Below are 13570 nucleotides of genomic sequence, written 5' to 3' on the forward strand. Positions count from 1 at the left end.
TCAATGTGAGGCCGTTTTATGTCAATGGATTATCGCGAATATATTCTGGATCATTATCGAGATCCCCGTAATTTTGGCAAGCTCGAGCATCCCGATGTGCACTGTGAGGATTCCAATCCTCTCTGTGGGGACCAGCTGGCTATTGATCTTGAATTTGAGGGTGATCAGGTCTCGCAAGTTCGTTTTCAGGGTCGCGGTTGTGCTATCAGCCAGGCAACAGCTTCAATGCTCTCTGAAATGATTGAGGGGAGACCGATTAAAGATGTGATCGCGCTGGGCAAGAATGATGTGTTAGAGGTACTGGGGATTCCGATCAGTCCTGCGCGAACGAAGTGCGCGTTTCTCTCGCTGCGTGTCTTACATCGGGCGTTAGCTATGGCGGGCCATGAACATCCTGCATCTGAGGAAGAAGAAGAAGAGTAGCCTCAGTCACTGACCCCCGCGTAAACGCGGAGGCTTGTGCTGAGCAAGCCTGACAGTGACCAGACTGAGTCTTTCGAGGCTCCGCTCAGGAGGAATGCACATAGGTACCGTGGGGTGCGTCGTGCCAGCCCCACGCTCTACGGATCTGGGTTAAAAGACGGTCGGGTATCGTCGGTGCCCAGGTCATCAGAAACCCTCTTGAGCTTTGTCGAGGCACACCTGACCGCAGCAATGCGAGGCTCCGAAAGGAGTTAGGAGATCCCATGTCATGTGTGTTTGTCGTCGATGCCAACCGCACACCGCTTGATCCGGTCCATCCTGGTCGGGCGCGGTGGTTGCTCAAACAGAAAAAGGCAGCAATCCTGCGCCGTTATCCGTTCACCATTCTCCTGAAAACGGAACACACGGACGAACCAGGGCAGCTCTTGCGCCTGAAAATCGATCCTGGGTCAAAGACCACTGGGATCGCCGTCGTGAATGATACAACGGGTCAGGTGGTGTTTGCTGCGGAAGTCCACCATCGTGGACAGGTCATCAAAAAGCGTCTGGATGATCGTCGAGGCGTTCGTCGTTCTCGTCGCCAACGCAAAACGCGATATAGACCGGCGCGATGGGCCAATCGACGGAAGAAAGAGGGCTGGCTGGCTCCCTCCATTGAGAGTCGCATCCATAACGTGATAACCTGGGTGAATCGCATTCGTCGGTGGTGTCCCATTGGGGCCATCAGTCAAGAACTGGTGAAGTTTGACCTGCAAAAGATGGAGCATCCGGAAATCACAGGCAGAGAATACCAGCAAGGCACCCTTTACGGCTATGAGTTGAGGGAATATCTGCTGCAAAAATGGCAACGGCGCTGTAGTTACTGCCAACAAGAGAACGTGCCTTTGCAGGTGGAACATATTGTGCCGCGAGCCAAAGGTGGCACAAACCGAGCCAGTAATGTGTGCCTCGCGTGTGATGCCTGCAATAAAGCGAAGGGGACACAGGATCTGGCGGTCTTTCTGGCAAAGAAACCCGACCTGCTCAAAAAGATCCAGGCTCAGGCCAAAGCCCCCTTGAAGGATGCGGCAGCCGTCAACGCGACGAGATGGCACCTCTATCAACGCCTAAAAGCAACAGGATTGCCCATCGAATGTGGATCAGGCGGACTGACGAAGTACAACCGGACCCAACGGGGTTTGGAGAAAACCCACTGGTTGGATTCCTGCTGTGTGGGTATGAGCACCCCTAAACTCCTGGGCACAACACACGTTCGTCCGTTATTCATCCAGGCGATGGGGCATGGCAGTCGCCAAATGTGTGTGACGGATGCCACCGGTTTTCCCAAACAGCACAAGGCCCGTTGTAAGCATTCTTTCGGCTACCAAACAGGCGATATCGTCAAAGCCATCATTCCCAAGGGGAAGTATCGAGGAACCTATGAGGGGCGCATCATCATTCGGCATCGTCCCAGTTTTCGCCTTGGCACCTTTGATGTGCATCCACAGTACCTGCGTTGCATTCATCGTGCTGACGGTTTTCGCTACGCACAGAAAGGAGACGGCAATTCCTCCCACCCCTGAACGGGTGGGTACCTTTGCCGCATTATCATGGAAGATTTTATTCAGGTTGCGCAAGAAGAGGATGTCGCTGAGGGAAAGCTTTTGCCCTTAGTTGTTGAGGGAGAGTTGATCTGTCTCGCACGTTATGAGGGGCAGATCTATGCTTTTACAGATAACTGTACCCATATCAGTGGCCCTCTTAACGAGGGTGGGTTAGAAGGTTGCGCGATTACCTGTCCCTGGCATCGCGCCCAGTTTGATGTGCGCACCGGTAAAGTGTTGCGTGGACCAGCACGACAGGATCTGATGACCTATCCCGTTAAGGTTGCGAATGGGTCGATCTATATCAGCCTGCCACCGGAAGAGTGAAGGCTAGTATGATGGCGGTGGTGAGCCAATCCGTGTAGTACTTGATGCAACGAAACCAGTGTCTTGTACCTCACATTTTACGTGATCTCAGAGTAGAGGTGCTTGTCCACGAAGAGGGAGATGAAGTAGAATAAGGCACAAAATAACGTGCGACGGAGAAAAGATATGCCTGTCCTTATTCGACCATTGAGACAAGACGACGAGCCATTTCTCTGGCAAATGCTTTATTATGCTGCTCATATGCAAGAAGATGGCGAGACCTCCTCTGGTGCAGCGAAGACCAGTCCTGGGTTACAGAAATATGTTCAGGGATGGGGACGCGAGACCGATATGGGAGTCCTTGCGTTGCACCCACACGACCAGCGCCCGCTAGGGGCTGCCTGGATTCGCCTGCTTGTCGAGGAAAAGAAGATGTCTCCCTTGATTCCTCATGGTATCCCAGAACTCGCGATAGCTGTTTTGCCAGACCTGCTGGGACAGGGAATAGGCACGCAGTTGCTCAAGCATCTTCTGGAAGAGGCCAGCAAGGTCTATCCAGCGGTGATATTAAGCGTTCGGACAAATAATCCCGCCCGAAACCTCTACGAGCGGATGGGTTTTGAAATGGTGGATACCGCTCGCAACCGGGTAGGAAGCGAATCATTTGTGATGATCATGCGGTTCCACTAACAAGACAAGAGGATCCTTCTGCTCACCTGGCCAGCCATCATGCTCTTTTCCTTTGCAGTGTTGGGATGGTTGCTCATTCCTGGCCCGCCATTGGTGTACGTTGTGACGCATCCTTTCCATCGAACGAAGAATGCCTCTCTTCCCTTTTCCCTCAAGGTCTCTTGCCCGGTGGTCATTCATGATGGCCGAGGTGAGCCAATCCGTCTAGTTCCATCCTCCTGAGCACCCTGGGGGATATCGGATTGCTTCCTTCAATGAACATATGCCACCATCATGGGCCCACCCTTCAGCCCGAAATTAAGAGCGCGTTTGCACCACATAGCGACCCTGAAAAGCGACCGCCACACTATCATGCTGGCGTATTTCGGAAAAGACTTCCAGTCTGGCCCTGCCGCGCTGTTGCAGTGTCTGTGAAAAGCGTGCAATCTGAGCCGCCCCGGGTCTGGAGCAGAAAGCGGAAAAATCCTCGCATACAGGTACCAGATATTGGCAGCGACTATCTTGAATGACAATATCGCCCTCGACCCCTAACTCGCGCAAAATAAACCAGAGTAGACCCCAACCAGAGAGTGTCACCAGCGTATTTAAGCTCCCTGCAAAAGCCGTTCCAAAGAGATTTTTATTCTCTTGCAATGGGGCAGCCAGGCGGAGTCCTCTTTCCCCATAGTCGGCTGCCGTAAATTGCATGTGGCGTGTAATGGGAATTGTCCTATATATAATGGCCTGCAACTCGTGTAAGCTCTCTTGCATGATATTCTCCATTTTGAACGGAGTTCAGACGAACTGAACTGAGTCTGGTCAGGTGCAGGCTTGCCGAAACAAGCCCCCGTCATTGACCCTGACAGGGTTTGTTTAAGAGCCTCACTCTGGAGTCTAGCACATTTGAATCCCTTTACGGAAGTGTTTAAGTGACTATTGAGAATATTTACGTAAGAGAATGTATAATTTGGTAAGAAATTACGGTATATTTTCTTCCAGGCAATAATGGATGCAATGGACGGATAGGAAATGAAGCGAGCTAGAGAAATTTCTCTAGCTCTTGTGTTAATTGCTCCATTCAATCGTTTGGTTCCGTTTGCTCAATAGCCTGTTGCCAGCGTTGAAGTTTGACCTCCTGGCTGGAGCGAGCCGAGAGCTCTGGGAGCGCCTGGACCAGCTCAAAGTTATCATCGGCTGCGATGCGATTAAAGCGTTCAAAGCCACAGCCCAGGCAGTGATGGATCAGGACATACTCGCCTTTTGGACGCAAGAAATAGCCGATTGGCTCCATTTTTGCGCCGCAGGTACTGGCTCGGTCGCCTGTGCTGAGGTCCACATGCCGTGAGTAGAGGCAGAATGGACAATGGTTCCGATGATAGCCACCTGCGGGCAGCGGACCAATAAAGCGGCGGCACTGCTTACATTTAAAGACCTCTTCGGTCGAGCGTGAATGTACGTGCTGGCGGGTGCGGGTACGGCGATAGCGTTCCTGGCTGGCGCAAGTAGTCTGTTGCGATAATGAATGGCGTGATCTGCTCAAGGGGGATCCTCTTCTTTTTCATAGCAAGTTGATTGATAGGGGTTGAAGAGCCTTCGGCCAACCGGGTGGACCGAAGGTCAATCAGGGGCTCAAAGGAGAGGATCGAACGTATTGGTAATTTAGCCATAACACGGATTCCTTCTAGCTTATAGCATAAGAGACAGACAGGCACCTGAGCATAAACAAGCAATCAGGTCATGTTGTCTTAAGGCGCAAAAAAGTTAGGTGAAAAGAGAGTTGGGGATGCGTAGAAGGTTCGTGGTGGAGGCTGGCAGAAAGAATAAGCCAGTATCAGAAAGAGTCTGATCTGGAGGTCGTTATCTGATCACTGTAAGTACAGGATCGTAGTACCGATTAATGAAAGTTAAAAAGCAGCCTGACCACAAACCTCTACGCGGCGTACTGCAGGAGTGTTCATCAAAAAAAAGTCCCTTCTAGTGATATAATAGATGACGTACAATACCTGATCAGTTTAACTGACAGAGTAGTAAGAAGTCAAGAGGGGTGATGACTGGTCCCATACGATCATAATACCCTGGCTTGCAGATGAGTCATGAAGGTGAGAGTATGGTTGCAGGATAATCGCATCTGTTTTGATCAGCAACCGACAATTGCGTTTTATTAACAAAGAGAATGGCTTTTGCCTTCTCCATGACCGAAGAAGAGAGTAAGTTGTAAGGAAAGGGATTCCATGCAAGGTAAGTCGCATCTCCTGGTAGGTTTGACAGCAGGAATTGTGCTTGATAGCGCAATTCATCTCACTGGCGATCCGCTGACGATGGCCAAAACGGTTCCTCTGGCCCTTCTGATTCATAAAGCCGTCTATTATTGGTCGGTTGGTTTTGGCTCATTACTGCCCGATATTGACAATGCTCGCAGTACGATGGGACATAAGTTTGGGAAGATCAGCAAAGAGATTCAGCATCTAGCGGGGCACCGGACGCTTTTCCATAGTCTACTGGGTTTAGCGATTGGATCACTGCTTGCCATAGGGCTTGAACAGGTGGTAATCTATCTCATGGATCTACGAGGGTTAGAATTTCCTGCGTTATTTGTAGCGGGCTCACATCTGGTTTTCTTTGGCATCTTATTTGGTTGTATTATGCATATCTTTGCAGATTCGCTAACGCTGGGTGGTGTTCCCCTCTTTTGGCCGAGCCATAAGCGCTATGGTTTTCCACCAAATCCACATATGCGTTTTCGCACAGGGACGTGGCCAGAAGGAGTAATCGTCTGGTCCTTTATGATTGTGGTTGGAATTGGTATCTGGCTCGCAGTACTTGTTGTATAAGGTGCATCCCAGGCTATTCAGCATCCGAATATGACGGGATGATAGTGGCGCTATGCAGAATTGAAACATAACTATCATGAAACGTTTTCACCTCCGTCTCTCTCTCTCATTGCGTACTCAGCAACTTCTTGCCTGGCTTCTCTTACTGACGATTATGGTTGTCTATAGCATCTGGATGAGCGATCAGGCTCTCCTGCGTTATACAACCTTCCGAGCGGATGCTTTTGACCTGGGCAATATGGATCAAGCTTTCTGGAATACTATTCATGGTCGTCCTTTTCAATTTACCAACCAGGGCTCAGACAATTATGGCCCGCCCACGCGTCTGGCAACGCATGTTGAGCCAATTATCCTGCCTCTTTCGCTTCTCTATATCTTTCATGGTGATGCCAGGATCCTCCTTGTTTTTCAGACCCTGGCATTAATGGCGGGAGCCCTCCCCGTCTTTATGCTGACGCGTAAGCACCTGCCGAGCTTTCCATTATTGGCTCCGGTGATGGCGGCCTCATATTTATTTGCTCCAGCTTTGCTGGGTCTGAACATTTTTGACTTTCACCCTGTAAGTATGGCTGCTCCCTTATTGTTATATGCAGTCTGGGCGATGGAGCAACGCAAGCATGTCTGGTTTATCATAACCTGTCTGCTGGCCTGTGCCTGTAAAGAAGATATTCCGCTTGCGGTAGCGTTGCTGGCCATACTAGCGATCTGGAAGTTTCGTATGCGCTGGACCGGGAGTATTCTGGCGTTGATTGGCCTGTTGTGGACTGCTATTGCCTTTACCGTTGTGATTCCACGCTTTTTCCCTGGCGCACAGCATAGCAACTACTGGTATCGTTATGAAGCGCTTGGTAGCTCACCTTCGGCAGCGATTGTCAATGTTCTGTTGCATCCCTGGTTGCCATTTACGATCTTTTTGACGCTTGATCGCATCTATTATCTCTTTAGCCTGCTGAGAAGCAGTGGTTTTCTGGCGCTTCTGGCTCCAGAGTGGTTGCTGCCGATTCTGCCGAGCCTTGCGGTCAATATTCTTGCAGACGGTTTTGCTTACAATAGTGGTGTTTATCACTATAATGCCGCCATTGTCCCATTCGTTGTGATTGCATCGATTCATGGATTACGTCGGTTCTTACAGCTATGGGCAGGCTGGCGAGAAGAGACGTTAGAGGGTCCACCAGCTATACAGAAACCGCTGAAAGAGACAGCTCATCTTCCTGGCGTTCAGATCATTGTCCAGTTGGGGCGGCAGGGATGGCTGGTTCTGGTTGGAACTGGTAAAAGATTGTGGCGTGTTTCGCGCCTGAGTGAGTCAGGGCCTTTCTGGCGGGAGAGGCGGCAGAGCATGAGATTGCGCTTTGCAGAATTGGCGCGTTATTGTTCGCTCTCCATAATGTACGTGGTACTCATTGTCTGGATCGTTGGAATGACCATGTTAAATTATTCAATCTTGACGCCCCGATTAAATATATTCTGGGCCACTCATAGTCCAGGCCTTCACGAGCAGCAGATTGAGCAGCTACTGACCATGATACCAGCCGATGCCTCCGTCTCTGCCGGGGGGAATTTAAATCCACATCTCACTGACCGTCGTTATATAACTGTATTTCCGGAGATCACCTTCTTGACTTCCGAGCCAGGAGTGAGCAATACTGTTGAGTATGTTATTGTTGATCTCGATACCCTCTCACCTGAAGATACTAACCGTTCAGCTAATTTTGTGGACGTGTTAAACCAGTTACAGCGCTCTCATCAATATAAACTGGTGGCGCAGGCAGATGGAGTCATTCTTTTGAAGAAGGCCTCCTGAGAAGTCAAGGGGGAGCGAGAGTCCAACGGATCGCGGAAGAACATAGCAGAGTAGATAGCAACAATGGTATAATTTATTAAAATGCAACTGATGATCATCAACTACGTTGATGAATACGAGCGTAGTTGTATTGAGAGGGAGGCAGGATGCGCACTAATCCTTATCCAGAAGAGCCAGCCCGAGCACAGTCCATGGATGCAGTCTTGCAGCGTGAGCGTATGGAGGATTTACCACCACGCGTGGTACAGCAGTCAGTGCCAGCGCCCCAGATAACAGAGAATATTTCCGATGCGGATAGTGCAGAGAATCGTCAAGAGGAGGCTCGCACAGTTCGTTATGCTATCGGCAAGTTGAATGATTTCTTGCAGTGGTTTGTGGTCGTCATGGAAGTCACATTAACGGTTCGCTTTCTTTTGATGCTCATTGGTGCGGACCCCTCGAATCTGTTTGCAGGGTTTCTCTATGCGTTGACCGATATCGTGCTCTTCCCATTTAAAAATATTGTGGCCTCAACGCCGATTCATCTACCTAATCAGGTCTTTGAATGGCAGACCTTGATTGCCATGGCGATCTACTGGCTGGTCTTCTGGGCCATTCGTCGTTTCTTGCGTATTCTCATTACAACTCCTGAAGAACCTGCAAATTAGCGTTAGCATGTTTTTGTGCTCATTCCGCGGTCGTTGTCAAGGATACAGAGATAATGCCCCTTCTCCTGCTGCCCGCGTTATAGCGTGTGCTTATTGAGAGAGGCAGGTTGTGCACAAAAACAGGAGCTCCGTTCTTCGAGGTAATTGGTAATGGCCGACAGACATGGTGTGCGGCCATTGTGAGTGGTGAAATGGTCCGCGGCCATCATGAATGATGGGCCTTACCTTCTCGTGCAATAAATTGCACCTTTGGAGTGATTTTGGTGCGTGAATGGTGGAGGGGTTTTCATTGGTGATGGCCGACATGGTGCGCGGCCATCATAAATGATAGGCCCTACCCTCTCGTGCAATAAATTGCACCTTGTAAGCGATTTATCGCATATATGATGTAGGGCCTATCATTTATGATGGCCGTGGGGACCCAATCCGCCCTGTGTGCACCCTCATATGATACCGTGTTGACCCACTCTCCCCTGTAACTCCTCGAGATATGTATCTTTGTTGCTTCCATCGATTATCTGGTCGATTGTCTACATGATCCTGTTGCATAAAATCCCTGGGAAAAACGAGGCAGAGCGCGTGCAGAGCATTTAAAAAAGAGGATTGAGCGTCGTCTGATAGTTATAAACCTACCATGGAACTGAGCAATGTGATATACTTTTCGGAGCCAGGAGGTGCAAATTGGACGACTTGAGAATCTTTAGTGGGAATGCCAACCGTCCGCTGGCAGCAGCCATTTGTCGACATTTACGTATTCCACTCGGCGATGCCGATGTTTTTCAGTTTAGTAACGAAAATATTTTTGTCAAAATTAATGAGAACGTTCGTGGTCAGGATGTCTTTGTGGTGCAGCCCTTTAGCTCGCCCGTTAATCGTTCGATCATGGAACTTTTGATTATCATTGATGCATTGAAACGCGCATCTGCTGCGCGTATTACAGCCGTCATCCCCTACTATGCATATGGCCGTACCGATAAGAAGGATCAGCCACGCGTCCCTATTACGGCTCGTTTGATAGCTGACTGTATTACCGTTGCGGGGGCGGACCGTGTCCTGACGATGGATATGCATGCGGGACAGATTCAAGGCTTCTTCAACATTCCGGTAGATGAGTTAACCGCTCAAGTGATCCAGGCTCGTTATTTTTCCGATAAAGGTCTGGATAATTTTGTCGTCGTCTCAGCGGACGAAGGCTTTGCCAAGAAGGCGCGAAAACTAGCGGACAGGCTCAATGCACCGCTGGCAATTGTCGAGAAACGTCGCTTAGGAAACAACGGCGTCACCGAGGCCATGGGCATCATTGGAAATGTCCAGGGAAAGAATGCACTGATCGTTGATGATGAGATTGACACAGCCGGTTCACTGACGCAGGCTGTTCGTGTTGTGCATGAGCAGGGAGCACTGGATATTTATTGCTGTGCCAGCCATGCGATTCTCTCCGGCTCAGCGATTGAGCGGCTGAATAATGCTCCGATTAAAGAGATTATTGTGACAGATTCCATTCCGGCGCCCGAACGGAGCCGGCTCCCTAACCTGACAGTCCTCTCGGTAGCAGAGCTATTCGCTGGTATCATTAGCCGGATTCACGATGGGCGCTCTGTCTCAGAACTCTTCTGGTAAATCTATCAACAAGACAGAAGAAGAGAAATATGATATCATCAGACTGTAAAATTGACTCGTTGACTCCCAAAGCATTTTGATTGAGGTCTATCGGCATGTGATCAGACGATTGCATCATCGATCAGTTCCAGTTTGCGTGCCCCGCACTCCGACTAGAAGTCAGCGAACACTACCACAACTGCCTCATGCCGAAGGCAAACAGGTAGAGTGGCTCAGAAGAGAGCGTTCCCAGAACATGCGAGTCATAGAATGCACGTCTCAGCATGGGATCATGGGCTATTTTGGCCTGCTCGGCGAGCTGCTATGTTATAATAACCACCGTCATTTGTACATGTAAGAAACTTTGAGCAAACGAGAATCGTTTTTGAGCACCTGGAAAGGGTGGAGGGGCATACATGAAGCCGTTAGTAGCTGTCGTGGGCCGACCAAACGTCGGAAAATCCACATTTTTTAATCGTATGATAGGCGAGAGGCTCGCCATTGTTGAGGATATGCCGGGAACCACCCGCGATCGCTTGTATGGGGATACTGATTGGAACGGACGCGTTTTTACATTAATCGATACTGGTGGACTGGAACTGGGTTCGGGTATTCCAGTGGGACAGGTTGGTCTAACGGGGCAGCCTGGCGATCTGATGGAACATGTGATGTCGCAGGCTCATCTGGCGATTGAAGAGGCCGATGTTATCGTGTTCATGGTTGATGCGCGTTCGGGTATTACGGCCTCTGACGAAGAGGTAGCGGACCTGCTGCGGCGTACTAAAAAGCCAGTGATCGTTGCGGCTAATAAAGCAGATAACGCCGCTCGCCGCATGGATGCAGTTGAGTTTTATAGCTTTGGTCTGGGTGAGCCCATTGTTATCTCATCAATTCAGGGCGTGGGGACTGGCGATCTATTGGATCGTATCGTTGAAGAGCTTCCCCCTCTTTCTGAAATGGAAGAGGAAGAGGATGAAGAGCTCCCACGTATTGCGCTGGTTGGCCGGCCAAACGTTGGCAAATCCTCACTCTTAAATGCGATTCTGGGGACAGAGCGCTCGATTGTAAGTGCTATGCCAGGCACTACCCGCGACGCTATCGATACAGAGATTACATTTGAGGATCGCCGTATTCGCTTGATTGATACTGCCGGAATTCGTCGTCGTGGCCGTGTGGGGGTGGGTGTCGAAAAGTATAGCGTACTGCGTTCAGAGCGTGCGATTGAGCGTGCGGATGTTGCCATTCTGCTCATCGATGCGAGCGAGGGTCTGGCAGCGCAGGATACGCATATTGCCGGTGAGATTCACAAACAGGCCAAGGGCGTGGTTGTAGTTGTCAATAAATGGGATCTGGCTCAGGAGCAGCGGCGTGCTGAGCGCGAGGGAGTCTTCCCCCATCCTGATGATGAGATCCAGAGTGCGGATGAGTATCGGGCCATTATTGCTGAGGGCTTAAAATTTATCCCCTATGCACCGATCATCTTTACCTCAGCCAAGACCGGCTACCATATCAAACCACTGTTGGAGGCTGCCCTTAAAGTAGCCGATATGCGCTTCCTGCGCGTCCCTACAGCTCGTTTGAACGAGGTCGTACAAGAGGCTACGCGACGCCACGATCCTACCACCATGCGGCATAAGCCTTTAAAGATCTACTATGCTACCCAGGCTCGTGTCAATCCTCCAACCTTCATCTTCTTTGTCAATGATACAGAAGGGGTTCATTTCTCATATGAGCGGTATCTAGAGAACCGTCTGCGCGAAGCTTTTAGCTTTAGAGGAACTGCTATCCTGATCCAGTTCCGCCCACGCTCAAAAGATGAGACCCGAGGCAAGAAAGCAGACTAGCCATTCACCGCGGCCATCATATGAGGGTGCGCACAGGGCGGGGTGGGCCCCCACGGCCCATCATATGAGAGTGCGCACAGGGCAGAGTGGGTCACCCACGGCCCATCATATGAGAGTGCGCACAGGGCGGAGTGGGTCCCCGCGGTCATCATGAATGATGGGCCCTACGTTTATGAGCGATAAATCGCATATAAAGGTGCAATTTATTGCACGAGAAGGTAGGGCCCATCATTCATGATGGCCGCGGACCATTTCACCATTCATAAATGATGGGCTCCTTATCATTCATGCACCAAAATCGTTCAAAAGATGCAATTTATTGCACGAGAAGGTAGGGGCCATCATTCATGATGGCCGCGGACCCTTTCACCAATCCCCACATCTCCCACCCCCTATCGCTCATCCCACATTGCCCACCCCATAATGAAGTTGCGAACACCAACCATGATATGCCACATATTATCGCGATCCCCTTTTCACGCCCCCCTTTCTGGCTTTGCCATACGACCATCGAGCCATTCATTGCCTGTTTGCTGCCTGAGGGCTTGACAGCGGATGAGAAGGGCAAAATTCACAACTAGAGAAGACAGTGGAACGTATACATGGTGTATGCCAAAGCAGCAAGCAGCATAAACGTGCTATACTTGTATATCCAGGTATTAAGAGATAGTGCAAATGTCTGAAATAGGCTTTCTATTATAGTCAGAGATGGCGTCAGGGATTACACAGCGAAGCCAGGGCCTGGCTGGTTAGTTTCCGGGCTAATTGTATGAAGGTATGATAGTAGAAGTGGTGGGGTTTGTGCGTTCCCACGCAAACGCACCGCCTCTGGGCGTACCTGTCACCTCCCTTCTGTTGAATGGCAAGAGGGAGCCATAGTTGAGATCTTATAAAACGGACGTAGCAAACTCCTGCTTTGGTGAGGTAATATATGCATCTAAAACTTACAGCGGCAGACAAGACTGATGTGGGTAAGCAACGCGAACAGAATGAAGATAGCGTTTATAAAAGAGTCGAATCTTCTGACGATGGAGACCGAGGTCTCTTTATTGTAGCCGATGGTATGGGCGGTTACAAAGCAGGAGAGGTTGCCAGCAAACTGGCAGTAGAAAATATTAGCAAGGCACTGGATAGCTTTTTTAAGCCTTTACATGATCAACCAACAATTAAGTTGGATGTAGCCAGTATTACCAAAAAAGAGCCCCTGGACCCGAATGAAACGATAAAAATGGCGCCCCTGGCCGAAAGTTCTAAACAGAAGACAAAGAAGCTGGCCGAGAGCTCACTGGCCTCTGCAATTGAAAATCAATTTATTGCTGCAATTCAGCAGGCGAACAGAGCCATTGTGCGCCACGGCGAGCAGCAGTCGGCAGCGCGAGGTCTGGGCAGTACAGTCACGTCAGTGCTGGTCCAGAATGACCAGGCATATATAGCCAACGTTGGGGATAGTCGTACGTATCTATTACGGGGACAGAGCCTGGCCCCCCTGACCAGAGATCACTCACTGGTCGCAAGGCTGGTAGAATCCAAACAGATCGCGCCAGAGGATGTCTATACTCATCCACAGCGCAACCTGATCTACCGTTCGCTGGGTGCAGGTCATAAAAATATCGAGATTGATATCTTTCATGAGACCTTGCAGCCAGGGGACCGGCTGCTTCTCTGCTCTGATGGCCTATGGGAGATGGTGCGCCAGCAGGATCTGATTGCGACCCTCAGCGAAGCGGCCAGCCCACAGGATATTTGCAATAAACTGATTAATCAGGCGAATGAGAACGGTGGAGAAGATAACATCACAGCCATAGTGATCCACGTGAGCGCCTTATAGCGCCTTATAAGGCATACGATGGAACACCATGGGCAT

Annotated in this window: 12 protein-coding genes; 10 read left to right on the plus strand and 2 right to left on the minus strand. The window is 50.1% G+C overall.

The annotated features are described in order from the left end of the window. Nucleotides 1-18: 18 nt before the first annotated feature. The 4 genes from EL628_RS04375 (at nt 19) to EL628_RS04390 (ending at nt 3002) form a co-directional block, all read left to right on the plus strand. The gene (locus EL628_RS04375; RefSeq protein WP_126578571.1) at nt 19-423 is read left to right on the plus strand and encodes an iron-sulfur cluster assembly scaffold protein; all 405 of its coding nucleotides are present in this window, start codon (nt 19-21) and stop codon (nt 421-423) included. Nucleotides 424-686: 263 nt separating this feature from the next. Continuing rightward, nucleotides 687-1985 (plus strand): RNA-guided endonuclease IscB, encoded by a 1299-nt coding sequence (gene iscB / locus EL628_RS04380; RefSeq protein ID WP_126578573.1) that lies wholly within the window; start codon nt 687-689, stop codon nt 1983-1985. 27 nt (nt 1986-2012) lie between these two features. Then, nucleotides 2013-2333 (plus strand): Rieske (2Fe-2S) protein, encoded by a 321-nt coding sequence (locus EL628_RS04385; RefSeq protein WP_126578575.1) that lies wholly within the window; start codon nt 2013-2015, stop codon nt 2331-2333. 165 nt (nt 2334-2498) lie between these two features. Next, entirely contained in the window at nt 2499-3002 is a 504-nt protein-coding gene (locus tag EL628_RS04390; protein ID WP_126578577.1) for a GNAT family N-acetyltransferase, read from the plus strand. Between the two features lie 297 nt (nt 3003-3299). On the opposite strand, the gene EL628_RS04395 is transcribed toward EL628_RS04390, so the two are convergent. Both EL628_RS04395 and EL628_RS04400 read right to left on the minus strand, forming a co-directional pair. Further along, nucleotides 3300-3752, minus strand: a complete 453-nt coding sequence (locus EL628_RS04395) for a YiiD C-terminal domain-containing protein (RefSeq protein ID WP_161975268.1) — start codon at nt 3750-3752, stop codon at nt 3300-3302. Nucleotides 3753-4059: 307 nt separating this feature from the next. Then, nucleotides 4060-4521, minus strand: a complete 462-nt coding sequence (locus EL628_RS04400) for an RNHCP domain-containing protein (RefSeq protein ID WP_126578581.1) — start codon at nt 4519-4521, stop codon at nt 4060-4062. A gap of 691 nt (nt 4522-5212) precedes the next feature. Between EL628_RS04400 and EL628_RS04405 the strand changes: the two genes are divergently transcribed. The 6 genes from EL628_RS04405 (at nt 5213) to EL628_RS04430 (ending at nt 13534) form a co-directional block, all read left to right on the plus strand. Continuing rightward, on the plus strand, nt 5213-5812 hold the full coding sequence (locus tag EL628_RS04405; protein ID WP_126578582.1) for a metal-dependent hydrolase: 600 nt from the start codon (nt 5213-5215) through the stop codon (nt 5810-5812). 76 nt (nt 5813-5888) lie between these two features. Then, the gene (locus tag EL628_RS04410) at nt 5889-7616 is read left to right on the plus strand and encodes a DUF2079 domain-containing protein (RefSeq protein WP_126578584.1); all 1728 of its coding nucleotides are present in this window, start codon (nt 5889-5891) and stop codon (nt 7614-7616) included. Nucleotides 7617-7762: 146 nt separating this feature from the next. Further along, a complete protein-coding gene (locus tag EL628_RS04415) occupies nt 7763-8263 on the plus strand; it encodes a YggT family protein (protein WP_126578586.1) in 501 nt (166 codons plus the stop codon). 681 nt (nt 8264-8944) lie between these two features. After that, the gene (locus EL628_RS04420; protein ID WP_126578588.1) at nt 8945-9883 is read left to right on the plus strand and encodes a ribose-phosphate diphosphokinase; all 939 of its coding nucleotides are present in this window, start codon (nt 8945-8947) and stop codon (nt 9881-9883) included. A gap of 395 nt (nt 9884-10278) precedes the next feature. Next, a complete protein-coding gene (gene der / locus EL628_RS04425) occupies nt 10279-11706 on the plus strand; it encodes a ribosome biogenesis GTPase Der (RefSeq protein ID WP_126578590.1) in 1428 nt (475 codons plus the stop codon). A 931-nt stretch (nt 11707-12637) separates the two neighbouring features. Beyond that, a complete protein-coding gene (locus EL628_RS04430) occupies nt 12638-13534 on the plus strand; it encodes a PP2C family protein-serine/threonine phosphatase (RefSeq protein WP_126578592.1) in 897 nt (298 codons plus the stop codon). The last annotated feature ends 36 nt before the right edge of the window (nt 13535-13570 follow it).

It is taken from the genome of Tengunoibacter tsumagoiensis (assembly GCF_003967535.1).
GTDB classification, from domain to species: domain Bacteria; phylum Chloroflexota; class Ktedonobacteria; order Ktedonobacterales; family Ktedonobacteraceae; genus Tengunoibacter; species Tengunoibacter tsumagoiensis.